This is a genomic window from Nocardia sp. NPDC056000 (assembly GCF_042269265.1).
GTDB lineage: Bacteria > Actinomycetota > Actinomycetes > Mycobacteriales > Mycobacteriaceae > Nocardia.
The window spans coordinates 233,361-258,749 of record NZ_JBHJXS010000002.1; the positions used below are offsets into that span (position 1 = coordinate 233,361).

Genomic DNA, 25,389 nt, shown 5'->3' on the forward strand with positions numbered 1-25,389 from the left:
TGACCGGATGCGCTGTGCCGCCGCGGATTACGCGGCGGCCGCGACGGCGGGTTTGCGTTCCAGGCCCTTGCGGTCGTAGAAGCGGGTGATGACGAGGCCGAAGACCAGGCCGATGAGCAGGCCCAGGGCGGCCATCCAGCAGCCTCGGGACAGGCCCGCTTCCGCGCTGCCGTCGAAGTAGAGGATGGAGCGGGTGCCCAGGAAGACCTGGTGCATGGGCTCGAAACTCGACAGCCAGCCGAAGTATTTGGGCGTCGCCTCGATCGGCACCGTGCCGCCGGAAGAGGGCAGGCCCAGGATGATGAAGACGATCAGGTTGACGATCAGGCCCGCGGTGCCAACCGCCGCGAGCACCGAGGTGCAGGTGACCCCGACCGCGGTGATGACGAACGCGCCGTAGAGGAACAGCAGGAACGGGCGGTCGATCGGCATGCCCAGCGCCTCGCCGATACCGAGCAGCGCGGCCGAGACCGTCACCGACATGACCACCACCGCAGACCATTTCAACAGCAGCGTGCGCACCCGGGAGATCGGTGTGCGCGGATAGTGCACGTACCACGGACCCCATTCGGTGGGCAGGAATCCGAGTGCCGAGTCCAGCAGCTGGTGGATGATCATCGCCCCGACCATGCCGACCAGCAGGAGCAGCAGGCTGTAGAAGAACGCGGTCAACCCCTCACCCGAGCCGCCGGGCAGCGGATGGAATTGCTGCACCACGATATCCAGCGGAGTGGTCAGCGCGACCAGGGTGGCCGCCGACAATTCCGGTGCGGGCGGACCACCGGGCGCGGGTGCCAAAGTCGTTTTGACCTGCTCGGTCAACTGCTTGCCGACCTGCGCGTTCACCTGGGTGAGTGCCTCCGCGCCGAACTTCTGCACGATGGCCGTGGTGAACGCGCCGGTGCGCGGATTGGTTTGCAGCGTGATCGTCGGCCGGGTGATCTCCCCGGGCACCACGCTGCCGACGCCGAGAATGCCGAGCCGCTTGGAGAAGTCGCTCGGAATGATGATGGTGCCGTATACCTTCGCCGACTGCATCTGCAGCTGTGCCTCGTTGATGCCGAGCACGCGCAGATCGATCTTGTCCCCGGGCACCGCCTGCTGCAGTCCTGCCGCGACCTGATCACCGAAGTTCACGTGTTTGGTCGCACCGCCGGTGTTCAGATCATCGCCGACATCCTGATTCACCAGTGCGATCGGGAAATCGTGCAGATTCTTCTCGGGATCGACGATGTAATCCAGGTACATCACACCGAGCAGCGAGGCCAGCAGCGTGACCACCACGATCGGAAACGCCCACCTGAAAGGGCTCAAACGACGGGTAGGACTCGACTCCGAAACCTCGGTGCTCGCCACGCCCGAACGCTAACAGCAAAGCCGCCGCGATGCGGGTTATCCCAGCGGTGGGTTGCGCGGTGGTTACCAGTACTATGGGTCCTGCCCCCCGCCCGCCGAACAGGGAGCAAACACGGTGACCCTGCCCCCCGCCGACACCACCCTCGATGAGCCCGAAAACGAACCCCGCGAAGAGTGCGGTGTGTTCGGTGTCTGGGCCCCTGGCGAGGATGTGGCCAAGCTCACGTACTACGGACTTTACGCGCTGCAACATCGCGGGCAGGAGGCAGCCGGCATCGCCGTCTCCGACGGTTCGCAGGTGCTGGTCTTCAAGGATCTGGGCTTGGTGAGCCAGGTTTTCGATGAGCAGACGCTCGCCGCCATGCCCGGCCACGTCGCCGTCGGCCACTGCCGCTACTCCACCACCGGGTCCACGACCTGGGAGAACGCACAGCCGATCTTCCGCACCACCGCGGTGGGTTCCGGAATCGCGCTGGGCCACAATGGAAATCTGGTCAATACCGCCGAATTGAGCTCTCGCGCACGGGAACTCGGCCTGATCAATGGCCGGGTCGCGGGCAATATGGCCGCCACCTCCGATTCGGATGTGATGACCGCGCTGCTCGCGCACGCCGCCGCCGACAAGAGCATCGAGCAGGCCGCGCTGGAGCTGCTGCCCACCCTGCGCGGGGCCTTCTGCCTCACCTTCATGGATGAGCACACGCTGTACGCCGCACGCGATCCGCACGGGGTGCGCCCGCTCTGCCTGGGTCGTCTCGATCGTGGCTGGGTGGTCGCCAGCGAGACCGCCGCCCTCGATATCGTCGGCGCGTCCTTCGTGCGCGAGATCGAGCCGGGCGAACTGCTGGCGATCGACGCCGACGGTGTCCGCTCACTCCGTTTCGCCAACCCGACCCCCAAGGGTTGCGTCTTCGAAATGGTGTACCTGGCCCGCCCGGACAGCACCATCTCCGGTCGTTCGGTGCACGCCACCCGCGTGGAGATCGGCCGCCGCCTGGCACTGGAACATCCCGTTGAAGCCGATCTGGTGATCCCGGTGCCGGAGTCCGGCACCCCGGCCGCCGTCGGCTACGCGCAGGGTTCGGGCGTGCCGTACGGGCAGGGCCTGATGAAGAACGCCTATGTGGGCCGCACCTTCATCCAGCCCAGCCAGACCATCCGCCAGCTCGGCATCCGGCTCAAGCTGAATCCGCTGCGCGAGGTCATTCGCGGTAAGCGACTAATCGTCGTGGACGACTCCATCGTGCGCGGCAACACTCAGCGCGCCCTGATTCGAATGCTGCGCGAGGCAGGCGCTTTGGAGATCCACGTGCGGATCGCCTCGCCGCCGGTCAAGTGGCCGTGCTTCTACGGCATCGACTTCGCCTCGCGCGCGGAGCTGATCGCCAATGGAGCCGGGCCCGACGGTATCGAGGGCACCAGCATGGATGACATGGTGGAGGGCGTGCGCCGCTCCATCGGCGCGGACAGCCTCGGGTACATCTCGCTCGACGCCATGGTCGCCGCCACCGAACAGCCGCGTTCGCGCCTGTGTTGCGCCTGCTTCGACGGCGACTACCCGATCGCACTGCCCACCGAGGCGGCCATCGGCAAGAACCTGTTGGAGAGTGTGCTCACCGGTGCCTCCGAGGCGGAGTTGCTGGCCGACAACGCGAATGCGAGCGCGCTCAGCCGCCCGTAGTCGGTACATCGGAAACCCCGTGCCCGTCCGCGATATTCGCGGGCGGGCACGAGTGTTTTTCGCGCCCGGAGCACGGCGATGACGCACCCGGCTCCCCGGCCGCCCCGCGCCCCTGCGCGACATTGCTCGCGAATTGCTCTGTCCCAGTTGAGACATCGGCCTGGTCGGGCATATGAGGCAAAAGTGATTAATTTGTTCGTATTCGCAACATTCCGGTTATAACCGGTCGATACTGTCCGCAGCCAAACGAAGTCCACCGCGGCGCGGCGGGGTCGCGACCCGGCCCACGCGCCGCGTGAGAAAGCAGGGCGGTATGCGCGCGAAAAATATTGCGGCGGTGGGGCTGGCGGGCCTCACCATGCTTGCGGCAGCGGGATGCGGATCCGGGCGAACCGGAGGGGACAGCGGGGATGCGGGACTGGTGGTGGGCACCACCGACAAGATCTTCTCGCTCGACCCGGCCGCGGCCTACGACAACGGATCACTGCTGGTGGAGACCCAGGTCTACCAGTTCCTGCTGAATACCCCACCGGGCGAGGCGGTTCCGAAACCGGACGCCGCGGAGAAGTGCGGATTCAGCACGCCCACGGTGTTCACCTGCACGCTGAAGAAGGATCTGAAGTTCGCCAACGGCAACCCGCTCACGGCGAACAGCGTGAAGTTCTCCTTCGACCGCATGCTCAAGATCAACGACCCCAACGGCCCGGCCTCATTGCTCGGCAATCTGGACCACACCGATGTCGTCGACGCGACCACGGTGAACTTCACCCTCAAGGTCGCCAACGATCAGACCTTCGCCGCCATCCTGCCGACCCAGGCCGGACCCATCGTCGACGAGAAGGTGTTCCCCGCGGACAAACTCCTCGACGACGACGCGGTGTGGAAGGCCAAGCCGTTCTCCGGCCCGTACACCATCACCAGCTACGACAAGAACAAACTCGTTTCCTACCAGGCGAATTCGGACTACAACGGCGTACTGGGCAAGCCGAAGACCGACCGCGTCTCCACCAAGTACTTCGCCGGTTCGGAGAACATGCGCCTGGACGTGCAGAACGGTGATATCGACGTGGCCTGGCGCTCGCTCGCGCCCACCGATATCGAATCACTGCGCAAGAACGACAAGGTGACCGTGAAGGAGGGTCCCGGCGGCGAACTGCGCTACATCATCTTCAATATGAACACCATGCCGGGCGCGACCCCCGCGGCGAAACTCGCGGTGCGCAAGGCACTCGCCTCCTCCATCGACCGTGAGGCGCTCTCCACCGGCGTCTACAAGGGCACCTACGCTCCGGCGTATTCCTCTGTGCCGCAGGGTGTTCCGGGCGCGACCGAACCGTTCAAGGAAATCTACGGCGAGAAGCCGAACAAGACCGCCGCGGCCAAATTCCTCGCCGACGCGGGCCTGCCGACCCCGGTCGACCTGAACATCCAGTACAACACCGACCACTACGGCAGCACCTCCTCCGAGGAGTACGCCGCGCTCAAGAGCCAACTCGAGGCCACCGGGCTGTTCAAGGTGAATCTGCAATCCACCGAATGGGTTTCGTATCAGAAGGAACGCGTCAAGGACACCTACGCGATCTTCCAGTTCGGCTGGTTCCCGGACTACCCGGACGCCGACGACTACCTGACCCCGTTCTTCGGCACCAATAACTTCCTGCAATCGCATTTCGAGGATCCGCGCATCAACGCCGAACTGCTGGCCGAGGTGACCGAACCCGACAATGCCAAGCGCATGGCGGCGCTGGCCACCGTACAGCGTTCGCTCGCAGCGGATTTCATTCCGATCCTGCCGCTGCTGTCCGGTAAGCAGATCGCCGTCTCGGGCAAGAACGTCTCGGGCGTGGAGAACACCCTCGACCCGTCGTTCAAGTTCCGGTTCGGAGTGCTCAGCAAGTGATCTCCGGTCAACTGCTGCGGTACCTCGGGGTACGGCTGCTGCTGATCATCCCCACCACCTGGATCCTGGTGACAGTCGTATTCTTCCTGATGCGGGTGGTGGGCGATCCGATCACGGCGGCGCTCGGCGGGCGCCTGCCCGCCGATCAACTGGCGGCGCGCAAACACGCCGCCGGGCTGGACCGGCCCATCCTCACCCAGTACTGGGAGTACATCAGCAGACTCCTGCACGGGGATTTCGGCCGCTCCCAGGACAATCGGGCCATCACCGAGATCGTCACCCACTACGGTGCGGCCACCCTCGAACTCGTCTTCTGGTCACTGCTGGTGGCATTCGCGGTCGGCGTCCCCCTGGGCCGCTTCGCCGCCACCCGCCGTGACACGGCCGCCGACGCCGGATTGCGACTGTTCGCGATCCTGGCCTACGCGGCCCCGGTGTTCTTCGTCGGCCTGCTGCTGAAACTGATCTTCTCGGTGAAACTGGGCTGGCTGCCCGCCTCCGGGCGCGCCAGCACCAATGTGGAACTGGCACTGCAGCATGTGTCGCCGAAGACGAACATCCTGTTCATCGACGCGATCCTGTACGGCGACACCGGGTATCTGCTCGATGTGCTCAAACACACCGTGCTGCCCGCGATCGCGCTCGGCCTGCTCACCGCGGGCGTATTCCTGCGCCTGGTGCGGATCAACCTGATCCAGACCCTGCGCAGCGATTACGTGGATGCCGCTCGGGCACGCGGACTTTCGTCGCGGGTGGTCACGCGACGGCACGCCTTCCGCAATGCGCTCATCCCCGTCGTGACGGTGATGGGCATGTACATCGCGTCCATGCTCGGCGGCGCGGTGCTCACCGAACGCACCTTCGACTGGAAGGGGCTCGGCTATCAACTCACCGAGTACCTGACCCAGCGCGATTTCGTCGCGGTGCAGGGGATCGTGACATTCCTGGCACTGGTGGTGGCGATCATGAGCTTTCTGGTCGATGTGATCGTCGCGCTGATCGACCCGAGAGTGAGGTTCTGATGACCGCTCCGGAAGTGGTGACCGACCCGGCCGTCGCCCCGCTCACTGTGAGGGGGAGCAGGCGCGGTCTGCCGGGACTGCGCCTGTTCAGCCTGACGCACGGATTCCAGCGCGCCACACTGATATTGGGTATCGCGCTGATCGCGGTATTCCTGTTCGCGGCGGTGTTCGCACCGCTCATCGCACCCTACGGATTGGCCCAGAACGCCTCGGACGGCGTCGATTTCGTACGCCAGCAGGCGCCGTCCGCCGACCATTGGCTCGGCACCTCGATACGCGGTGAGGACGTGTTCTCCCGGGTGCTCTACGGGGCGCGCACCGCGCTGTACGTCATCGGCGTATCGCTGGTGCTGTCGCTGTTCGTCGGCGTCCCACTGGGTTTGATCTCCGGCTATATCGGCCGCTGGGTGGACCGCGTGCTGGTGCTGTTCATGGACGCCATGTACGCGTTCCCCACCCTGCTGCTCGCCATCGTGGTCTCGATCATGGTGGCGGGCGGCAACTCCAGCAAGCTCGGCGGCGTCCTGTCCGCCGCCATCGCCATCACCGTTATCTTTGTGCCGCAATACTTTCGAGTGGTGCGCAATGCCACCGTCGCGGTGAAGACCGAACCGTATGTGGACGCCGCGCGGGTGAGCGGGGCCTCCACCGGGCGCATTCTCTACCGGCACATCTTCGCCAATGTCACCCAGTCGCTGCCGGTGATCATCACGCTCAACGGCGCGGAAGCCATTCTCGCCCTCGCCGGACTCGGCTTCCTCGGCTTCGGCATCGAACCCACCCAGGCCGCCGAATGGGGTTTCGACCTCAACAAGGCACTGCAGGACGTGCCCAACGGCATCTGGTGGACCGGCGTATTCCCCGGCGCCGCAATCGTTCTCGTGGTGCTGGGCATGACACTGGTCGGCGAGAGCCTCAATGAAGTCCTGAACCCACTGCTGCGCACCCGCCGCGGCGTGGACGCCGCCGCACCGGAACCGGAGGTCGACGATGCCCGATCAACCTGACCTCGGCGCAGCCGCGGAACCCGAAAAGCGCAGTCCCGCACTGTCCGTCGACGGACTGTCGGTCACCTTCGCCACCGATGCCGGGGCCGTGCACGCGGTCTCCAATGTGTCCTACCGGGTGTACCCCGGCGAAGTCCTGGCCGTCGTCGGCGAATCCGGCTCCGGGAAATCGGTCAGCTCGCGCACCGCCATCGGGCTGCTGCCGTCCACCGCACGGGTGAGCGGCACCGTCACCCTCGGCACCGCCGAGATCACCAAGATGAGCGAACGACAGCTCACCGCTGTGCGCGGCGGCGATATCGCCATGGTGTTCCAGGAACCCGGCTCCGCACTGGATCCGCTGTTCACCGCCGGGTACCAGATCATGGAAGCGCTGCGCGCACACAGCGATATGAGCCGCGTGGCCGCGCGCACCCGGGCCGTCGATCTACTGCGACTGGTCGGACTGCCGGAACCGGAACGCCGCGTCAACTACTACCCGCACCAGCTCTCCGGCGGGCAGAAACAACGCGTCATGATCGCCATCGCCATCGCCTGCGAACCCAAGGTGATCATCGCGGACGAACCCACCACCGCCCTCGACGTGACGGTGCAGGCCGAAATCCTGGAACTGCTGCGCGATCTCCGCGATCGCATCGGCAGCGCCATCGTATTGATCACGCACAATATGGGCGTCGTCGCCGATATGGCGGACCGCGTAGTCGTCATGCGCGCCGGGCGAGTCGTCGAACAGGCTTCCGTCGACGACCTTTTCGCCAACCCCACCCAGGAGTACACGCGCGCGCTGCTGGCGGCGGTGCCACACCTGGGGGCGTCCACGCGCACGGCTCCGGTCGTGACGGAGGTGAACGAAAACGATTCGGACACCGGGGCGTCCACGGGCGGCACGTCGGCGACCCCGGCGGCCACCGTGCCGGTGCTGGAGGTCGCCGACCTGACCGTCGAGTTCTCCAGCGGTCTGCGCCGGGCCACCTTCAAAGCCGTACAGGGCGTGAGCTTCAGCATCTCGCGCGGCGAAACCCTCGGCCTGGTGGGCGAATCCGGGTCCGGCAAATCGACCATCGGCCGCTGCGCCGCCGGATTGCAGCGCGCCACAGCCGGATCCGTGCGCGTGCTCGGCTCCGAACTGACCGGACTCTCCGAACGGCGGCTGCGACCCATGCGCCGCCGCCTCGGCTTCGTCTTCCAGGACCCGGCCACCTCGCTCAATCCGCGGCTGACCGTCGGCGACTGCGTGGCCGAACCATTGGTCGTGCACCGCACCGCCAAGGGCGCGGCCATGCGCGACCGGGTTCGCCAACTGCTCGATGACGTCCAACTCCCCGAGGGCACCGAAAAGCGCTATCCGCACGAACTTTCCGGTGGTCAGCGCCAGCGCGTGAGCCTGGCCCGCGCCCTCGTCCTCAATCCGGATCTCCTCATAGCGGACGAACCGACAAGTGCCCTGGACGTTTCCGTCCAAGCCAAGGTCCTCGAACTCTTCGCCGACCTGCAACGCGAATGCGGCTGGGCCTGCCTGTTCATCAGCCACGACCTCGCCGTGGTCGACCAGCTCGCCGACAATGTCGCGGTGCTCTGCAACGGCGAAGTGGTCGAACAGGGTCCGCGCGACGACATCCTGCGCAATCCGGCTCAGGACTACACCCGCCGCCTGGTAGCGGCGGTGCCCGTCCCCGATCCCGAAGAGCAGCGCCGTCGCAGAGCCGAAAGACAGCGACTGATTTCGTGAGGTGCGGTTAAGTCTGGAAGCTCGGCGGATTGTCTGCTATGAGGGGAGGTCGGACGTCCTGCGATCGACTCCGGTACCGTGAGCAGGCATCTATCCGTCCGATTCGGCTTGGAGCTTTCCCCGACAATGACTGAACAGACACCCAGTGGCGCCGGTGCTTCCTACGCGGCAGCCGGAGTGGATATCGAAGCCGGCGACCGCGCGGTAGAACTCTTCGCTCCGCTGGCCAAGAAGGCTTCCCGGCCCGAGGTACAGGGTGGAATCGGCGGATTCGCTGGTCTGTTCGCACTCAAGTCCGGGTACAAGGAGCCGCTGCTGGCTTCCTCCACCGACGGCGTCGGCACCAAGATCGCCATCGCGCAGGCCATGGACAAGCACGACACCGTCGGCCTCGACCTGGTCGCCATGGTCGTCGACGATCTGGTCGTCTGCGGTGCCGAACCGCTGTTCCTGCAGGACTACATCGCCGTCGGCAAGGTGGTGCCCGAGCGCGTCGCCCAGATCGTCGGCGGTATCGCCGAGGGCTGCATCCTGGCGGGCTGCGCCCTGCTCGGTGGCGAGACCGCCGAACACCCGGGCCTGATGGGCGCGGACGATTACGACATCTCCGGCACCGGTGTCGGTGTCGTCGAGGCCGACGCCGTGCTCGGCCCCGACCGCGTCCGCCCCGGCGACGTCATCATCGGCATGGGCGCTTCCGGCCTGCACTCCAACGGTTACTCGCTGGCCCGCAAGGTGCTGCTGGACATCGACCGCATGCAGCTGTCCGGGCACGTCGAGGAATTCGGCCGCACCCTCGGCGAGGAACTGCTCGAGCCCACCCGCATCTACGCCAAGGACTGCCTGGCCCTGATCGCCGAAACCGATGTGCGCACCTTCTCGCACGTCACCGGCGGCGGCCTGGCCAACAACCTGGCCCGCGTGCTCCCGGCCGGTCTGGTCGCCGAACTGGACCGCGGCACCTGGAGCCCGGCGCCGGTCTTCAAGCTGATCGCGCAGCGGGGCCGCGTCGAGCGCGCCGAGATGGAGAAGACCTTCAATATGGGCGTCGGCATGGTCGCCGTCGTGGCCCCCGAGGACGCCGACCGCGCCCTCGCGGTGCTCACCGCCCGCCACATCGACTGCTGGACCCTCGGCACGGTCAAGAAGGCCAAGGACGCCGACGCCCCGCGCGCGGTGCTGCTGGGCGACCACCCGCGCTTCTAGCCGCCAACGACACACGGCCCCGGTTACTCGCAGGAGTAACCGGGGCCGTGCTGTATGTCTGGAATGTCGTGCAGTATGTCTGAGAAGCCGGATATCGTTGCGGCCCGCCACCTTCGGAGCACCGAGTAGCCCGGAATACCGCACACTCGAAATCCGGTGTGCTGGTACAGAACACACATCGGCGTCCCGCCCGAACGGACGGGACGCTGCCGTGTCATCACATATTCAATGTCGTCGGTGCCTCGGTGCATATCAACGAGTCAATGGGGAGCCCTCACGGACTCCCCTTGGCTGCGTCGACAATCCGAGTCAGCGGCGCCAGTCGTCGTAGTCGTCTTCGTCCCAGCTCGACTGCGAATCCTTCGCGTCGTGCTCGTCGGAAAGCACACCACTCCGCGGCAAGTCGGAGGGACTCCCTCCCAGCTCCCTTTGCAGGCTCTGGAAGTCGGTCGGCGTCGAGCTGTACTTGAGCTCGCGCGCCACCTTGGTCTGCTTTGCCTTAGCCCGGCCACGGCCCATGGCTGACCCCCTCGCGTCACTGCGGGGCGGCCTGGGGTGGTTTGGCGGCCCCGTTCGAATTAATAATCTTCCTGACAGACACTTTAGCGTGTGTCCGGCGGTCTCGCTTCCAGGAGTGGGTGAGAAACCGTCGAAGTGCCCCCGGAGACCACCGCGGCAGGTCGTCCGGGACCGTCGGAATCGAGCGCGCGCGAGCGGCCGCGGGGGTTAGAGCACCCCCGGAACAGCTCGGATGACACCCACCCGGGCGCCGCCGCCGAACACCGCCGGGGCCGCCAATTCCGAATGCTCGTCGGTCCATTCGATACCCATACGCTGCAACAGCGCGAGCGTGAGCGGCAATCTGGCGCGATCCGCGCCGTCATCGATCTTGTACGCGAAGGCCGAACCGTCCGGCAGCGCGCCCGCGTGCACACCGTCCGCGCCGATCTTGCAGACCAGTCCCGGGGTCGCGGTCATGACGCGAAAATCTGGTCCGTCCGTGCCGGAAATCACTCGCGGATGCGAACGGATCGCATCCGCCACCCGGCGCTCCGGGCTATCTTCCGGCGCGGTCGCCAGCTTCGCGTAGGCGCGGGCCAGATTCACCAGCGACACCGGCACGATCGGCAGGCCGCAACCGTCGATGCCCAGATCCGTCTCCGGCTCACCGGTGACATCGATGATCGTGGCCAGCACCGCCTGCTGCAGCGGATGCGCGATATCGAGATAACCGGTGGTCGGCCAATCATTGATGCGGCAGGTCGCGAGCATGGCGGCATGCTTGCCGGAACAGTTCATGAAGATTCGGCGGGCCGCTTTACCGCGCTCGCTCCCGGCCAGCACCTGTGCGCGAGCCTGCTCCTCGAAGGGCAGATCGGGTGGGCACTCCAGATCGTCCTCGGTGAAACCGAAACGATCCAGCAGCCGCTGCACCAGCTCCACATGATCGGGCTCACCGAAATGCGAGGCCGTCGAAATGGCCAGCTCGGCGGTGTCGGCCGGTTCGAAACCATTGCGCAGCAAGGTGAGTGCCTGCATCGGCTTATTGGTCGACCGCGGGAAGATCGGGCCGTGCACCGCGCCCACCTGCACCAGCGGCTCACCATCGGGGCGCAGCACCACGGCGGAACCGCGATGCACGCACTCGCGGAATCCGGAGCGCACCACCTCGACCAGATCCGCGTTCACGCCCGGCACCCCTGGTGCGCTCATTCCCGAGACCCCTTCTCCGCGAAAGCCGATTCCCGCTGCGCCGATTCGGCCGAGCCGCTCTCCCGCTCCGCGCGCAATTGTGCGGCGCGCTCGGCGTTCTCGTGGCGGCGGCGATGCCGTTCGATCTGCATGCGCACATCGTCGGAGATGGTCGGCTCGGATTCCAGCAGCGACTCCAGGCGGGTCATATCCGCGCCGGTGAACAGATCGCGGACGGTGACGCCGTGCGCGGGGGTGTGCAGCACCCGCACCTCATCGCCCGCACCGATCGCGCCCTCGGTCAGGACGCGGAAGTACGCGCCCGTATTCGATTGCGCGGTGAACCTTTTCACCCACTGCTGCTCACCGGACCAGTGCTGGAAGGTCGCGCACGGAACGCGCGGCGCGGACACCTCCAGCACGGTGTCGCCGATCGCCCAGCGCGCGCCGATCACCGCATCGCTCACCGGCAGACCGGAAATGCGCAGATTTTCGCCGAACCAGCCCGCCGCGAGATCGCGTTCCAATTCGGTGGACCAGCCCCGCGCGTCCTCCTCGGCATAGGCGTACACGGCCTGATGCACGCCGCCGTGGTGATCGACATCGCAGACGTGATCGCCGTCCAGGCCCAGGGCGCGCACCGGAACCCGGTGCGGCACCGGACGTTTGTCGATCGCCGTGCGCCCGACCCGGCCCGGCACCTCGTGCTCCTCGTGCAGCACGCAGACCGCGAGCACACGCCCGGCCGCGGCGGCGTCCACCACGGCGTGCGAATCGACGCTCATCGCCCGCGGAGCTTTTCGACGGCGAGGCGGCCGGCCTGCGGTTCATCATGGGCCGGAACCGAATCCGGGTCGATGGCGGCCGCGGTCGGGCCCGCCGCGAGCGGGGTGTCCGCGGGGACATTGCGTTTCACCAGCGCCAGCGCGATCGGGCCGAGTTCGTAGTGGTCGACCACGGTGCCCAGCACGCCCACCGCGCGACCGGCGGCGGTCACCGCGTCACCGGGGACGGGGCGGTCGTCGGCGGAGCCGTCCAGGTGCAGCAGCAGCAGATTGCGCGGCGGCTTGCCGAGGTTGTGCACCCGGGCCACGGTCTCCTGACCGCGATAGCAGCCCTTGTTCAGGTGCACCGCGCCGTGCTCGGCGATACCGCCGACCCAGTTCGCCTCGTGCGGGATGGTGCGGTCATCGGTGTCGATGCCGATGCGCGGGCGCAGGGCCGCGACGCGCAGGGCCTCGAAGGTCCAGGAACCGGCGGCTTCCGCGCCCGCCTCGCGCAGCCGCGTCCACCAGGAGGCGAGGTCGGCGCGGGGGACGATCAGGTCGAACGAGTCATCGGTGGGCCAGGGCATCCGGCGCAGGAAACCGCCGCCGGGCAGGGCCACGGCCTGGTAGATCTCGGGAAGGCTTGCGATGCCCAGGGTTTCGGTGAGGTCGGCCACGCGCGGGCCGAGCAGGCTCAGCACCGCGTGCTCGGGGGCGGCCTCGGGCTTGGCGTCCGCCCAGAAGACCATCTTCTGCAGGAACGCGAGCAGGTCGGGGCCGCGCGCGGCTTCGGTGTCGATCCACACCGTGCCGTCGAGCTCGGTGAGCACGAAGTGGTGCAGGACGCGACCGTTCAGATCCAGATCCAGATCCTCGGCGGACTGGCCGTCGCGCAGATCCGCCACTGCCTGGCTGGAGATGGTGTTCAGCCAGCTCAACCGCTCTTTACCGGTGATGCTCAGCACGAATCGATGCGATCTATCCACTATCGCGGCGCGCTGCACGGCGGCGCGTTGCTCGCCCAGCGGATCCCCGTAATGCCACGCGACCGCCGCATCCGGTGATTCGGGCGGCCCCGCGACAGCCCCTGGAACCTGAAGAATCGGACTGGGTGCTACCTCGAAGGACACACCCCCACACTAGCGGTGTCGAATTTTCGGCGTCGCCCGCGCTTACGGGACTGTGATCTGTATTGCCGGGTTGGCGAGTTCTGCGGCGTCGTTATCACTCCGTGACGGGGGCCGCTGCCCTAGGCTCGGGCGCATGGTGGAACGGGTTCTGGTGACTCTTGACGGCGCGATCCGGGATCCGGACGCGCCGCTTCTGTATGCGGACGATATCGGCGCACTGCGCGGTGACGGGATATTCGAGACGGTGCTGGTGCGGGGTGGTGTCGCCTGTGCCCTGGAACTGCATCTGGCGCGACTGCGGCGTTCGGCCGAGGCCCTCGAATTGCCCGTCCCGGATCTGGACGCGTGGCGCTTCGCGGTGGAGCTGGCGGCCGAGGAGTGGGGGAGCGCGGAGGAGGGCATGCTGCGCATGGTTCTCACCCGCGGGCGTGACAGCGATCACGGAAGTGCGGCTGGCAAACAGACGGCTACCGCAACCGGGGTGCTTGCCGGATCCGAACCCGCCACCACCGGTTACGTTTTGGTCGTCCCCGTCCAGGAACGCGTGAAAACCGCGCGCGCCGAGGGTGTTTCGGTCATCACCCTGTCCCGGGGCATCTCCATCGATCTCGCCCAGGCCGCGCCCTGGCAGCTGCTCGGGGCCAAAACCCTGTCGTACGCAACGAATATGGCCGCGCTGCGCTTCGCCCGGCGGATGGAGGCCGACGACGTGATCTTCACCAGTACCGAGCATCGCGTGCTGGAGGGTCCGCGCTCGACAGTGGTTGTGGCGCGCGAGAATCAGCTGATCACGCCGCCCGCGCGTAATGGCGTACTGCCCGGCACCACGCAGCGGGCGCTGTTCACCCAGGCCGAGAAGGCCGGGTGGGACTGCCGCTACGAACCGCTGTTCACCGCGGATCTGATCACCGCGGACAGCGTGTGGATGCTGTCCAGCGTGACCCTGGCCGCGCGGGTGAAATCCCTGGACGGGCTGCGCATGTCGGCCCCGGACAATGCCCCGGAGATCGCGGCGCTGGTGGATCGGGGTGTGGCGCTGCCGGGCAGCGTCTCGGACTGGTAGTCCGGTAGGCGACCCCGTTTGCATGATCGGTGCCACGTTTGGGTGGCGCTGATCAGGGCTCCGGTCGGCCTGCGTATCACGTTCCAGCAAATTCCTGGCGACTGTGGCGCGGCGCATGTTGATTCGAACGCTGTAGCGCGTAACCTTCGGTACTACGTCATGTCGTAGATCGGCTGGAGGTCGGATGAGCGTCGTTGATTTAGCGCGCTGGCAGTTCGGAATCACCACCGTCTATCACTTCATCTTCGTGCCCCTGACCATCGGACTCGCGCCGCTGGTGGCGGGCATGCAGACCGCATGGGTGATTACGGGCAAAGAGCACTGGTACCGCCTCACCAAATTCTTCGGGAAGCTCTTCCTGATCAACTTCGCCCTCGGCGTCGCCACCGGCATCGTGCAGGAATTCCAATTCGGCATGGCCTGGAGCGAATACTCCCGCTTCGTCGGCGACGTCTTCGGCGCACCCCTGGCCATGGAGGCGCTGGTCGCCTTCTTCCTGGAATCCACCTTCCTCGGACTGTGGATCTTCGGCTGGACCCGGCTGCCGAAAAAGGTGCACCTGGCCACCATCTGGCTGGTCGCCATCGGCGTGAACGCCTCGGCGTACTTCATCGTCGCCGCCAACTCGTTCATGCAGCACCCGGTCGGCGCGGAATACAACCCGGAGACCAAACGCGCTGAGCTGACCAGCATTTGGGCGCTCATCACCAACAACACCACCCTGGCCGCCTTCCCGCACGTGGTCGCGGGCGCGTTCCTCACCTCCGGCACCTTCGTCGCCGGAATCGCGGGCTGGTGGATGGTGAAGCGGGTTCGGCAGGGCCAGATCGCCAGCGACACAACACCTGTCGAGGAGGCCCGCACCATGTGGCGGCCCGCCGCGCGCATGGGGCTGTACGTGGTGCTGGTCGCCGCGGTCGCGCTCGTGTTCACCGGTGACATCCAGGGCAAGCTCATGTTCAAACAGCAGCCCATGAAGATGGCCTCCGCGGAATCGTTGTGCCACACCGAGACCGATCCGGACTTCTCCGTCCTGACCGTCGGCACGCACAACAACTGCGACAGCGTGGACCACCTCATCGAGGTGCCCGGCGTGCTGCCGTACCTGGCCGAGGGCAAGTTCAGCGGCGTCACCCTCGAAGGCGTCAAGGACCTCCAGATCTCGTACAACGAGAAGTACGGGATCGGCGACTACCGGCCCAACCTGTTCGTCACCTACTGGACCTTCCGCGCCATGATCGGCTTCCTGGCAGGCTCACTGCTGTTGGCGCTGGCCGGATTCTGGGTCACCAGGCGCGGCCGGGTGCCGGACCAGAAGTGGTTCTCCTGGCTGTCGCTGATCGCCATCACCACCCCGTTCCTCGGCAATATCTCCGGCTGGATCTTCACCGAGATGGGCCGCCAGCCCTGGGTCGTCGCACCCAATCCGACCGGGGATCAACACATTCGAATGACGGTGCAGCAGGGCGTCTCCGGCGTCACCGCGGGCACCATCGTCACCTCGCTCGTCGTCTTCACCCTGCTCTACGGTCTGCTCGCGGTCGCCTGGTTCTACCTCATGCGCCGCTACGTGGTCGCGGGACCGGAGGAACCGGCCCCCACGGACACCGGGCCGCGCATGACCGGGGACACCGTCGACAAGCTTTCCTTCGCCTACTAGGAGCCGAGGATGAGTCTCCCTGAATTCTGGTTTCTACTGATCGCGGTGCTCTTCACCGGCTACTTCGTGCTGGAGGGCTTCGACTACGGGGTCGGCATGCTCATGCCGATCCTCGGTAAGGGCTCCGAAGTGCGAAAGCGCGTGGTGCTCAACACCATCGGACCCGTATGGGACGGCAACGAGGTGTGGCTGCTCACCGCCGGCGGTGCGATGTTCGCGGCCTTCCCGGAGTGGTACGCCAGCCTGTTCTCCGGGTTCTACCTGGCGCTGCTGCTCATTCTCGTCGGACTGATCGCGCGGGCCTGCGCCATCGAATGGCGCAGCAAGATCAACGACGACAAATGGCGGGTCTGGTGCGATATCGGCATCGGACTGGGCTCCTGGATTCCCGCTCTCGCATGGGGATTGGCGTTCGCCAATATCGTGCGCGGCGTGAAACTCAACGAGCACAGGCAGATCGGCGGCAACCTGCTCGACCTGCTGAACCCGTACGCACTGCTCGGCGGGCTCACCACGCTGCTGCTGTTCATGCTGCACGGTGCGCTGTTCATCGCGCTCAAGACCGGCAACGAGGTGCGGGACGACGCCCAGGCGCTGATCCGGAAGCTGTTCGTGCCCACCGCCGTCGTGGTCGCCGCCTTCGGCATCTGGACCCAGCTCGCCTACGGCAAGGGCTGGACCTGGATTCCCTTGGTACTGGCCGTGATCGGACTGCTGATCGCGGGCTTCGCCGCCACCCAGGGCCGGGACGGATGGGCCTTCACCGGCACCGCCCTGACCATCGTGGGAGCCACCGCACTGCTGTTCGGATCGCTGTTCCCGAATGTGCTGCCCTCCACCATCGATGCCGCGTTCAGCCTCACCGTGGACGGACGCGACGGGACCGTCTCGGCCTCCTCCACGCACTACACGCTCGTGGTGATGAGCTGGGTCGCGGTCGCCATGGTGCCGGTGGTGCTGATCTACCAGGGCTGGACCTACTGGGTGTTCCGCCAGCGGCTCACCGTGGAACAGATTCCGGCCCCCATCGGCCTGCCCCTGGAATCCGCGCCCAAGGTCTAGCCGAACCGCTCTCGAAAGACGGAATGAACCGATGGCACGACCGGTAGACCCGCGCCTGTGGCGATACGCCCGCTCGGCACGCACATATCTCGCGCTGAGCGTCGGGCTCTCGCTGACGACCACGATCTGCATCGTGATCGCGGCACTCGCCCTGGCGCGGGTCCTCGCCGGAGTCATCACCGAACCGGGACGGCGCGATATCGGTTCCTGGACAGCGGAACTGGTGATCTTCGCCGCCGCCGTGCTGTGCCGGGTCATCGCCACCTGGTGGCAGTCCCGGCTCGCACACCGCGCCGGGGCGCAGGTGGTCGCAGAACTCGAGACCGCCGTGCTCACCGCCGGGGCGCACCTGCCGCCCCGCGAATTGGAGCGCCGCCGAACCGAATTGGCGGTCGTGATCGGCAACGGGCTGAGCGGCCTGCGCGCCTACCTCGCGGGATACCTGCCCGCACTGCTGCTTTCACTGCTCGTCCCGCCGATCGTGCTGACCGTCATCGTCCTGCACGACTGGATCTCCGGCGCGATCATCCTGGTCACCCTGCCGCTGATCCCGATCTTCATGATCCTGATCGGCCTGCTCACCCAGGGCCGCGCCCGGGACACCCTGGTCGCCACCACCCGCCTGTCGGATCAACTCCTCGACCTCTTCGCCGGCATGCCCACCCTGCGCGCCCTGGGCCGCGAAACCGGCCGTACCGCAGCCACTTCCGAAGCGGCCACGGCATCGCCGGACGCCATCGCCGCGCAACCTGATCGCGCCACCATGCAGCACCGGGTTCGCGAACTCGGAGACGCCCTGCACAAGCGCACCATGTCCGCCCTGCGCATGGCCTTCCTGTCGTCCATGGTGCTGGAATCCCTCGCCACCCTCTGCGTGGCGCTGGTGGCCGTCTCCATCGGCCTGCGCCTGGTCTTCGGCGATATGGGCCTCTACGCCGGACTCCTCGCCCTGATCCTGGCCCCCGAGGTCTACCTCCCCATCCGCGCGGTCGGCGAACGCTTCCACGCCGCACAGGACGGAATGGCGGCCGCCGAAAAGGCTTTCGCCATCCTCGAACCCGATGACCGCGAGGCCAGCCCCGCCCCCTCGTCCGGAAGCGGGGACGCGAGCCCGGCCGCCGGAACCGTGACTCCGCGAGAGCTGCACGGCCGCATCGAGATTCGAGAGGTTTCCATTGCCGCCCGGCAGGGCTCGGCCCCGGACGCGCTGTCCGCGATCCTGCTTCCCGGCGAGGTGACGGTACTCACCGGGCCGAACGGCAGCGGCAAATCGACAGCCCTGCAAGCGATTCTGGGCCTCATCGCCCCCGACACCGGTGACGTCCTCATCGACGGCACCCCGATCGCCGCCCTGGACCTCGACCACTGGTGGTCCCACCTGGCCTGGCTGCCCCAGCGCCCCGTCCTGGTCCCCGGCACCCTGCGCGCCAACCTCGAACTCCTCGGCCCGCCCGCCGACCCGGCTCGCCTCGAAGCCGTCTGCCGGGCAACCGGATTCGATACGGTCCTCGCCGACCTCCCCGACGGCTGGAACACCCTGGTCGGCACCGGCGGCACCGGCCTGTCCCTCGGCCAGCGCCAACGCCTCGCCCTGACCCGCACCCTCGCCGCCGACCGCCAGATCCTCCTCCTCGACGAACCCACCGCCCACCTCGACCCGGAAGCCGAAGAGCGCGTACTCGCCGCGCTGACGGCCCGCGCCGAGGCCGGAGCCACCGTCGTGATCGTCGGCCACCGCCCGGCCATCGTCGCCCTCGCCGACCATGTGGTCCCCGTCCACGCCACTGTTCCGGCGGGTTCTGAAGCATCCGTGGTTGATTCGGCAGATAGAGCTCCGAGCTTCGAGTTCGCGTCGGAGGCGGCGTTGATCGTGGACGCGGATCTCGCCGATTCGGAAGTGGGTGTGCGATGAGGGCAGCGTTGGCCGACTTTCGGCGGATACGGGGATTGCTGGAGTTGTCCAAGGGGCGACTGGCGCTGTCCATCGTCTGGGGCGTGGCCGCGCTGGGGAGTGGGCTCGGGCTGGCCGCGCTGGCCGCGTGGTTGATTGCCCGTGCTTGGCAGATGCCGCCGGTGCTGGATTTGAGCATCGCGGTGGTGACGGTTCGGGCGCTGGGGATTTCGCGGGGGGTCGCGCGATACCTGGAGCGGCTGGCCACGCACGATGTGGCGCTGCGGTCCATGAGTCTGGCTCGCACGACCACGTATCGCACGCTCGCGGCCGCCGATATCTGGCGACCACGCCGGACGGGGACCACCGAAACGCAAGGGCGCGATGGGGATCCGACTCAATTGCGGCGGGGGGAGCTGCTGGGGCGGGTCGGGAGCGATATCGATGATCTGGGGGCGGTGGTGGTGCGGGCGTTCGTGCCGATCGCGGTCGCGGTGATTCTGTCCGCGCTCGCGGTGCTGCTGATCGGGTTCGTTTCGGTTCCGGCGGCGGTGATTCTGGCTGTGGCGCTGGGGATTTCCGGGGTTGTCGCGCCGTGGATGTCGGCGCGGGCCGCTCGGGAGGCCGAGGTGGCGGTGCGGGCGGATCGGACCGAGTTCACGGCCGAGGCGCTCACGGTGCTGGATCACGCACCCGAATTGCGGGTCGCGGGACGGCTTTCCGGGGCCGTCGAGAGTGCCGCACGGGCCGGGCAGCGGGCCGTAGCCGCCGAGGATCGGGCCGCGGCGCGCAGTGCCTGGTCGGCGGCGGTGCTGCCGCTGTCGATCGGGGCCAGCGTGCTCGGCGCGCTGCTGATCGGGATCGCGCTGTACGGGACCGGACCGGTGGTGGCCACCAAGGGTTTTCAAGCCATTCCCGGGGGCGGGATCACGCCCATGGCGTTCGCGGTGCTGGTGCTGGTGCCGCTGTCGGCGTTCGAGGCGGTCGCGGTACTGCCCGCGGCGGCGCAGGCGCTGACCAACGGCAGGGCCGCGCTGCATCGGCTGGCTCGCCTGGAGCGGGCCGAATCCAGGCCCGTGGCAATGGATTTGCCGCCGCTGCCGGAGGGGCGCAGGGTCGCCGTCGTCGGGCCGAGCGGGGCGGGTAAGACCACGCTGCTCATGTCGTGGGCCGGACTGTTCGACACCCCGCGCGCCGGGGTGACGTTCTTCGCCGAGGACGCGCACATCTTCGGGACGACGGTGCTGGAGAACCTGCGGGTCGCGCGCGGCGATATCACCGCCGCCGAAGCCGAGCAGGCCCTGCGGGCGGTCGGCGCGGGGGAGTGGCTGGACTCGCTGCCGGACGGTGTGGACACCGATCTCGTCGGCGGTGCGGCCGCCGTATCGGGTGGTCAGCGCCGCCGCATCCTGCTGGCTCGCGCACTGCTCTCCCCGGCCGAGGTACTGCTGCTCGATGAGCCGACCGAACATCTCGAGGCCGAGCCGGGCGCGGAGCTGCTGCGCCGCCTGCTCGACCGGGACAGCGGCCTGGTGGACCCGGATCGCACGGTAGTGGTTGTCACACATCAGCTTCCGGCGGACCAGCGCGCCGACACGATCGTGGAAGTCGGTGCGAATGCAACCGTATCGATCCATCGTTCTATTCCGGCAAACCAGCACTGACCTGCGATTTCGCAGTCCGAGAAAATACGTTGCCGCTTCCCGCTCAGCCGACTACTTTCGTCTGTACACAGGAAGGAGGTGGTTCGAATAATGAGTAATTCGAGGACGCGTGAGGTGGCTGCCAGCTAGGCGCCTCCGCTGCAACGGATTCTCGTAGCGCGAGCGCTGAGCGAATCCCAGGCAGTCACCCGGCCCCTGAGTCCCAGATCTTGTCCGATCTGGATCGCGTGAGTTGCATCCGCGATAAGACTCAGGGGTCGTTCCTGTTTCCAGGGAAGACAATCGAAAAGGGTTGGGAATCAGCCCACGTAGCGCTGTAAACGCGCGGACAGCCGCGGCTCCAGCGCCCCGTCCGGAGCGATGCGCTCCTCGACGTAGCCGAGATCGCCGCCCTCGACAATGCCGTAGAGCCGCTTGGCCCCGCCCACCACGACACCGGACTGGCTGCGGATCACCACATCGGTGGCGAGTTCCCAGGACGATTGGGTCAGCGCCTGGCCGTAGAACAGTTCGACGATGCCGGTGGAATGCGTCAGCAGCAGTTCCAGCACCTCGTCGTCACCGTCGATGCCGACGCGCCAGAAACCGCTCTCGCGCAGATCCGGCCCGGCGTATTCGCCCTCGGTGTTGATGACCCAGGAACGCGCTTCCCAGGTGAGGTAGTCGCCGCCGTCATGCGAGACGATGATCTGCTGACCGAAGCGGTAATCGCCGGTCTCGGGATCATTGCCCTCGCCCTCACCGCGCCACACGCCCACCAGGGGCAGCAGCGCGAGCATGGAGGAGCTCAGATCGGGACCCAGGCGCAGATTGGCGGTGTCGATCGGGAGCGGCAGGCCATCCAGCGACGGGATGTTCGTCACACCGGTCACCTTGGCGCGCTCGGCGGCCTCGGCCACAGCCTGATCGCCGCTGCGGCGTACCGCATCGGAGGGTGTTTCGGCTGTTCCGTTTTCGACGTTCTCGCTCGCCGAATCGGTCACGACTCGGTGAACAGCCGGTAGAGGACGTACAGACCGAACCAGGCGATCAGCACGGAGACGAGAACCAGCAGAATCTCGAAGGTAAGCACCACGCTCCGGAGTCTAATAGCACCGGATCGGCGACGCGAAAACGGCCCTTGCCGAAACGCGGACGCGCGGACGAAAAACGGCCCCGGGAACCGAATCCCGGGGCCGTTTCAGGTTTTTCGAGGCGCCTTACTTGGCGACGGTCACGTCCACATTGTGGATGCCGTTGCCCTCGGGCGCGATCTCGGTGGTGCCGTTGCCGGACGCCGACAGCGCGCGGATGGTCCACGAGCCCGGCGCGGCGAAGAAGCGGAAATCGCCGGTGCCCGACGCCACGACCTCGGCGGTGAAATCGCCGTTGCCGTCCAGCAGGCGCACGAACGCGCCACCGACGGTCTGGCCGTCAGCGGTCAGGACGCGGCCGGTGATGACCGTCTCCTTCTCGACGTCGACGCCGGCCGGAATGGCCTGTCCCTGGGTAGGTGCTGCACACATATTTCTTTACGCTCCCAACTCGATCGGTGCACCGACGAGGGAGCCGTACTCGGTCCAGCTCCCGTCGTAGTTCTTGACGTTCTTGTGGCCCAGCAGCTCCTGCAGCACGAACCAGGTGTGCGAGGAACGCTCGCCGATGCGGCAGTAGGCGATGGTCTCCTTCTCGCCGTCCAGACCGGCCTCCTTGTAGATGGAGGCGAGCTCGTCATCGGACTTGAAGGTGCCGTCCTCGTTCGCGGCCTTGGACCACGGCACGTTGATGGCGCCGGGGATGTGGCCGGGACGCTGCGACTGCTCCTGCGGCAGGTGGGCCGGGGCCAGGATCTTGCCGGAGAACTCGTCGGGCGAGCGCACGTCGACCAGGTTCTTGGTGCCGATGGCCTGGATGGCCTCGTCACGGAAGGCGCGGATGGTCAGATCCTGCTCGGACGCCTTGTAGGCGGTCGCCGGGCGCACCTTGACATCCTTGACCAGCGGGCGGCCGTCGAGCTCCCACTTCTTGCGGCCACCGTCGAGCAGCTTCACGTCCTGGTGGCCGTAGAGCTTGAAGTACCAGTACGCGTACGCCGCGAACCAGTTGTTGTTGCCGCCGTACAGCACCACCGTGTCATCGTTGCCGATGCCGCGCGCCGAGAGCAGATCCGAGAACTGCTCGCGGTTCACGAAATCGCGACGGACCTGATCCTGCAGGTCCTTCTTCCAGTCGAGACGGACAGCGCCCTCGATATGCCCCAGGTCGTACGCCGAGGTGTCCTCGTCGACCTCTACGAGGACGACTCCGGGGGTGTTCAGGTTCTCTTCGACCCAGTCTGCGGAGACCAGGACATCGGAGCGAGCCATGTTGTTCCTTTCGGGGGTGGTGCCGGGTCAGGCGGTGGGAGTAGGGGTGGTCGGCGCGGTCTTGAACCGCGAGACGAGGGGATAGATCTTGCAGCCCAGGCAGATTCCGAAGGCCGCGTTCAGGAAGGCCGCGAACAGCGCGAAACCGGTGAAGATGGTGCCAGCCACGGTGGAGCCGAGCACGAAACCGAGTACGCCGAGCACCGCGAAGATCAGGCCGACGAGTTGTGCGAACCGAAGCGGCGCAACGGGTTCCAGCTCGGCGGGCGGGCCGACGCGGGGTGCGACGACCTTGCCGTAGATCAGACCGTACGGGCTGCGCCGCGGGCCGTTGGCCGCGCCGAGCGCGAAGACCACGGCCTGCACCGCCAGCAGTACCGCGGCGGCGGGCACCGAGAACGCCGAGACGATCAGCACGAGTGCCAGTACGGCGGTGGTGATCCAGGCGGCGAAACGCGGGCCGCGAACATCTACCTGCCCGGCGGGCGGGCTGCTGGGATTGGGGTTCGACATGTGCGTACTCCTGCGCGATGAGGTCTATTGGTCATTTCGCCGGAGGATCGGAGATCACTCATACGGCGGGACACACCCGGTCGGCGCGAGGATAGGAAACGAAAGGCCGACCGGCTAGCGGCACAGGCAGCAACAACCACCGAGCCGGCACAGGTCTACCGTGCGGCGTCGGGTGAGCATCAGCTCGCGGTTGGATTGCACGAGAGGGAGTTTACCCAATTTTCGGGGGAAATTGGACCCCGGGTCCGTAATGCTGGTCACTCGGATGTTCCGGAAACCGACAAAGACCCCAGTGAGCTGCGCAAATCCGCAGATTTAGGAACACCGGCGATCCGGAATTTTTCCTGTCCGGTGGCGTCCAAGATGAAAGTCGTCGGGAGCGAGAGCACGTTCAGCTCGCGGGCAAGATCAGGATTCGCGTCGATATCGAGCTCCAGATCCACCGGCGGCGCGGGAGTGTCAGCCAGCTCCGCGACCACACTCGCCACCACCCGGCGCACCGCCGCGCACGGCCCGCACCAATCGGCGGAGAAATGCAACACCGTGGGACGGCCGTCGAGCACGCCCGCCGCCGTCAGCAGTTCGGCGCGCGCTGACTTCGGCGCGGGCGCGATCTCCCGCACCCGGCCCTCATTGCGGCGCACCAGGATTCCGATGCCCGCGGCGGCGACCAACGCGACTGCCAAGACGCCCAGCGCGATCATGGCTGTTGTAAACGATCCAGATCGACGGTGATATTCCTGCCGCGACCCTCGACCACGATCTGCCCGCCGCTCGCCTCCACCTTGGTCGGGCGAATGCCGAACGGCAGATCCCGGGTATCGATGGTGCGCGTGAACAGGGCCAGCACCCGCGGCTTATCGCTCTCGGGCGTCACCGGCGCGGGCGACGAGGCGACATCGCCCTGATTCGCCGCGCCCACCCCGCGATAGATATCGGTGGCGGTGATGCGCACCTGATCGCCGACCAGGCGCAGATCCGCGAGCACGCTCACCGTCTCACCGCTGGTGCGGGTGCCCGGGACGACCGGAGCGTCGGCATCGGGCAGCGGAATCGTGCCGGTCAGGATGATCGCCCCGGCGGTGGTCATACCCGAACCACCAGAACCGCCGGTGCCATCGGATTTATCGGCGGGCGGGCCGAACACCTGCAGATCCGGAATCTTGAACAGGCGGCCCAGCTCGACCGGTTCGATGCGCATGCGCGCCTCGGCCTGATCCACCGGTACCGAGCGCACCTTGCCGTTGATCAGATCGCGCAGCGACATGTGCACATCGCGCAGATTGGCCTCGACCATGATCTCGCCCGGAATATCGGGCCGCATGGCACGGGCGCGAATGTCGACATTCTTGAAGTCGTCGTTCAATGCCTGTGCCACGAACGGGAATCCGTGGAAGGTGACCTCCGGGTCGGCGCCGAGATTCGATCCGTCCCGCAGCATGCGCGACACCTGGTACTCCGAATACGCGGCCACCCCGAAGTCGAGTACGACGGCCAGCCCTGCCAGACAGAGCAGCCCGATGATCACCCGACGAAAAGCCATAGCTGCACCTTAATAGGGTCCGGCGAACGGGATCGCGCCAGCGCGGTCTATCCCGTGCCCCCGAAGTGCTGCGTTTTATCCCACATTGTGAGGTGATCGGGTGTGAGATTGAGATAGCCGAGGCGGGATACGCTGCCCGGATTGCGTGGCTATCGGTT

22 protein-coding genes are annotated in these 25,389 nt (G+C 66.8%); 11 read left to right on the top strand and 11 right to left on the bottom strand.

Annotated elements, in window-relative coordinates:
* Window positions 1-27: 27 nt before the first annotated feature.
* Complete coding sequence (locus ACFC4D_RS06170) at window positions 28-1,356, bottom strand: YhgE/Pip domain-containing protein (RefSeq protein ID WP_376061995.1); 1,329 nt, start codon at window positions 1,354-1,356, stop codon at window positions 28-30.
* Window positions 1,357-1,471: 115 nt separating this feature from the next.
* On the opposite strand from ACFC4D_RS06170, the gene purF reads away from it, so the two are divergent.
* From purF to purM, 6 genes are all read left to right on the top strand, one after another.
* The gene (gene purF, locus ACFC4D_RS06175) at window positions 1,472-3,037 is read left to right on the top strand and encodes an amidophosphoribosyltransferase (protein ID WP_375962647.1); all 1,566 of its coding nucleotides are present in this window, start codon (window positions 1,472-1,474) and stop codon (window positions 3,035-3,037) included.
* Between the two features lie 358 nt (window positions 3,038-3,395).
* Window positions 3,396-4,937 (top strand): ABC transporter substrate-binding protein, encoded by a 1,542-nt coding sequence (locus tag ACFC4D_RS06180; protein ID WP_376062251.1) that lies wholly within the window; start codon window positions 3,396-3,398, stop codon window positions 4,935-4,937.
* Complete coding sequence (locus ACFC4D_RS06185; RefSeq protein ID WP_364641812.1) at window positions 4,937-5,959, top strand: ABC transporter permease; 1,023 nt, start codon at window positions 4,937-4,939, stop codon at window positions 5,957-5,959. The genes ACFC4D_RS06180 and ACFC4D_RS06185 overlap by 1 nt, the downstream gene beginning before the upstream one ends.
* Entirely contained in the window at window positions 5,959-6,966 is a 1,008-nt protein-coding gene (locus ACFC4D_RS06190; protein ID WP_376061996.1) for an ABC transporter permease, read from the top strand. Before ACFC4D_RS06185 ends, ACFC4D_RS06190 begins: the two co-directional genes overlap by 1 nt.
* On the top strand, window positions 6,950-8,695 hold the full coding sequence (locus ACFC4D_RS06195) for an ABC transporter ATP-binding protein (protein WP_376061997.1): 1,746 nt from the start codon (window positions 6,950-6,952) through the stop codon (window positions 8,693-8,695). Before ACFC4D_RS06190 ends, ACFC4D_RS06195 begins: the two co-directional genes overlap by 17 nt.
* 126 nt (window positions 8,696-8,821) lie before the next feature.
* A complete protein-coding gene (gene purM, locus ACFC4D_RS06200; RefSeq protein WP_364641645.1) occupies window positions 8,822-9,901 on the top strand; it encodes a phosphoribosylformylglycinamidine cyclo-ligase in 1,080 nt (359 codons plus the stop codon).
* Between the two features lie 309 nt (window positions 9,902-10,210).
* On the opposite strand, the gene ACFC4D_RS06205 is transcribed toward purM, so the two are convergent.
* From ACFC4D_RS06205 to ACFC4D_RS06220, 4 genes are all read right to left on the bottom strand, one after another.
* Window positions 10,211-10,420, bottom strand: coding sequence for a DUF3073 domain-containing protein (locus ACFC4D_RS06205; RefSeq protein ID WP_364641642.1), 210 nt, complete (start codon window positions 10,418-10,420; stop codon window positions 10,211-10,213).
* 207 nt (window positions 10,421-10,627) lie between these two features.
* Window positions 10,628-11,590, bottom strand: a complete 963-nt coding sequence (locus ACFC4D_RS06210; protein ID WP_376062252.1) for an asparaginase — start codon at window positions 11,588-11,590, stop codon at window positions 10,628-10,630.
* A 20-nt stretch (window positions 11,591-11,610) separates the two neighbouring features.
* On the bottom strand, window positions 11,611-12,378 hold the full coding sequence (locus tag ACFC4D_RS06215; protein WP_376061998.1) for an MOSC domain-containing protein: 768 nt from the start codon (window positions 12,376-12,378) through the stop codon (window positions 11,611-11,613).
* A complete protein-coding gene (locus tag ACFC4D_RS06220; RefSeq protein ID WP_375962658.1) occupies window positions 12,375-13,490 on the bottom strand; it encodes a YgfZ/GcvT domain-containing protein in 1,116 nt (371 codons plus the stop codon). Before ACFC4D_RS06220 ends, ACFC4D_RS06215 begins: the two co-directional genes overlap by 4 nt.
* A 133-nt stretch (window positions 13,491-13,623) precedes the next feature.
* On the opposite strand from ACFC4D_RS06220, the gene ACFC4D_RS06225 reads away from it, so the two are divergent.
* The 5 genes from ACFC4D_RS06225 to ACFC4D_RS06245 all read left to right on the top strand — a co-directional run bounded on the left by ACFC4D_RS06225 (window position 13,624) and on the right by ACFC4D_RS06245 (window position 20,830).
* On the top strand, window positions 13,624-14,553 hold the full coding sequence (locus tag ACFC4D_RS06225) for an aminodeoxychorismate lyase (RefSeq protein WP_376061999.1): 930 nt from the start codon (window positions 13,624-13,626) through the stop codon (window positions 14,551-14,553).
* Window positions 14,554-14,737: 184 nt separating this feature from the next.
* The gene (locus tag ACFC4D_RS06230) at window positions 14,738-16,213 is read left to right on the top strand and encodes a cytochrome ubiquinol oxidase subunit I (protein ID WP_376062000.1); all 1,476 of its coding nucleotides are present in this window, start codon (window positions 14,738-14,740) and stop codon (window positions 16,211-16,213) included.
* A 9-nt stretch (window positions 16,214-16,222) separates the two neighbouring features.
* Entirely contained in the window at window positions 16,223-17,275 is a 1,053-nt protein-coding gene (gene cydB / locus ACFC4D_RS06235; protein ID WP_376062001.1) for a cytochrome d ubiquinol oxidase subunit II, read from the top strand.
* A gap of 31 nt (window positions 17,276-17,306) precedes the next feature.
* Complete coding sequence (gene cydD, locus ACFC4D_RS06240) at window positions 17,307-19,187, top strand: thiol reductant ABC exporter subunit CydD (protein ID WP_376062002.1); 1,881 nt, start codon at window positions 17,307-17,309, stop codon at window positions 19,185-19,187.
* Window positions 19,184-20,830: an ATP-binding cassette domain-containing protein gene (locus tag ACFC4D_RS06245; RefSeq protein ID WP_376062003.1), complete on the top strand. Its 1,647-nt coding sequence runs from the start codon at window positions 19,184-19,186 to the stop codon at window positions 20,828-20,830. Before cydD ends, ACFC4D_RS06245 begins: the two co-directional genes overlap by 4 nt.
* A gap of 299 nt (window positions 20,831-21,129) precedes the next feature.
* Here ACFC4D_RS06245 and ACFC4D_RS06250 read toward each other — a convergent pair whose 3' ends face one another.
* The 6 genes from ACFC4D_RS06250 to ACFC4D_RS06275 form a co-directional block, all read right to left on the bottom strand.
* On the bottom strand, window positions 21,130-21,813 hold the full coding sequence (locus ACFC4D_RS06250; RefSeq protein WP_375962673.1) for an FABP family protein: 684 nt from the start codon (window positions 21,811-21,813) through the stop codon (window positions 21,130-21,132).
* 216 nt (window positions 21,814-22,029) lie between these two features.
* The gene (locus tag ACFC4D_RS06255; RefSeq protein WP_067568422.1) at window positions 22,030-22,335 is read right to left on the bottom strand and encodes a DUF1416 domain-containing protein; all 306 of its coding nucleotides are present in this window, start codon (window positions 22,333-22,335) and stop codon (window positions 22,030-22,032) included.
* A gap of 6 nt (window positions 22,336-22,341) precedes the next feature.
* Window positions 22,342-23,175 carry a sulfurtransferase gene (locus tag ACFC4D_RS06260; protein WP_364641616.1) on the bottom strand — a complete coding sequence of 278 codons (834 nt, stop codon included), beginning with the start codon at window positions 23,173-23,175 and terminating at the stop codon, window positions 22,342-22,344.
* Between the two features lie 27 nt (window positions 23,176-23,202).
* On the bottom strand, window positions 23,203-23,688 hold the full coding sequence (locus ACFC4D_RS06265; RefSeq protein WP_376062004.1) for a DUF4395 domain-containing protein: 486 nt from the start codon (window positions 23,686-23,688) through the stop codon (window positions 23,203-23,205).
* 257 nt (window positions 23,689-23,945) lie between these two features.
* Window positions 23,946-24,392 carry a thioredoxin family protein gene (locus ACFC4D_RS06270; RefSeq protein WP_376062005.1) on the bottom strand — a complete coding sequence of 149 codons (447 nt, stop codon included), beginning with the start codon at window positions 24,390-24,392 and terminating at the stop codon, window positions 23,946-23,948.
* Window positions 24,389-25,231: an LmeA family phospholipid-binding protein gene (locus tag ACFC4D_RS06275; protein WP_364641607.1), complete on the bottom strand. Its 843-nt coding sequence runs from the start codon at window positions 25,229-25,231 to the stop codon at window positions 24,389-24,391. Before ACFC4D_RS06275 ends, ACFC4D_RS06270 begins: the two co-directional genes overlap by 4 nt.
* Window positions 25,232-25,389: the final 158 nt, after the last annotated feature.

Bases quoted from the DNA above. Each gene is read 5' to 3' on its own strand.
- ACFC4D_RS06180 (WP_376062251.1), top strand. From the start codon at position 3,396: ATGCTTGCGGCAGCGGGATGCGGATCCGGGCGAACCGGAGGGGACAGC.
- ACFC4D_RS06190 (WP_376061996.1), top strand. From the start codon at position 5,959: ATGACCGCTCCGGAAGTGGTGACCGACCCGGCCGTCGCCCCGCTCACT.
- ACFC4D_RS06195 (WP_376061997.1), top strand. From the start codon at position 6,950: ATGCCCGATCAACCTGACCTCGGCGCAGCCGCGGAACCCGAAAAGCGC.
- purM (WP_364641645.1), top strand. From the start codon at position 8,822: ATGACTGAACAGACACCCAGTGGCGCCGGTGCTTCCTACGCGGCAGCC.
- ACFC4D_RS06205 (WP_364641642.1), bottom strand. From the start codon at position 10,420: ATGGGCCGTGGCCGGGCTAAGGCAAAGCAGACCAAGGTGGCGCGCGAG.
- ACFC4D_RS06215 (WP_376061998.1), bottom strand. From the start codon at position 12,378: ATGAGCGTCGATTCGCACGCCGTGGTGGACGCCGCCGCGGCCGGGCGT.
- ACFC4D_RS06225 (WP_376061999.1), top strand. From the start codon at position 13,624: ATGGTGGAACGGGTTCTGGTGACTCTTGACGGCGCGATCCGGGATCCG.
- ACFC4D_RS06230 (WP_376062000.1), top strand. From the start codon at position 14,738: ATGAGCGTCGTTGATTTAGCGCGCTGGCAGTTCGGAATCACCACCGTC.
- cydB (WP_376062001.1), top strand. From the start codon at position 16,223: ATGAGTCTCCCTGAATTCTGGTTTCTACTGATCGCGGTGCTCTTCACC.
- cydD (WP_376062002.1), top strand. From the start codon at position 17,307: ATGGCACGACCGGTAGACCCGCGCCTGTGGCGATACGCCCGCTCGGCA.
- ACFC4D_RS06245 (WP_376062003.1), top strand. From the start codon at position 19,184: ATGAGGGCAGCGTTGGCCGACTTTCGGCGGATACGGGGATTGCTGGAG.
- ACFC4D_RS06255 (WP_067568422.1), bottom strand. From the start codon at position 22,335: ATGTGTGCAGCACCTACCCAGGGACAGGCCATTCCGGCCGGCGTCGAC.
- ACFC4D_RS06260 (WP_364641616.1), bottom strand. From the start codon at position 23,175: ATGGCTCGCTCCGATGTCCTGGTCTCCGCAGACTGGGTCGAAGAGAAC.
- ACFC4D_RS06265 (WP_376062004.1), bottom strand. From the start codon at position 23,688: ATGTCGAACCCCAATCCCAGCAGCCCGCCCGCCGGGCAGGTAGATGTT.
- ACFC4D_RS06270 (WP_376062005.1), bottom strand. From the start codon at position 24,392: ATGATCGCGCTGGGCGTCTTGGCAGTCGCGTTGGTCGCCGCCGCGGGC.
- ACFC4D_RS06275 (WP_364641607.1), bottom strand. From the start codon at position 25,231: ATGGCTTTTCGTCGGGTGATCATCGGGCTGCTCTGTCTGGCAGGGCTG.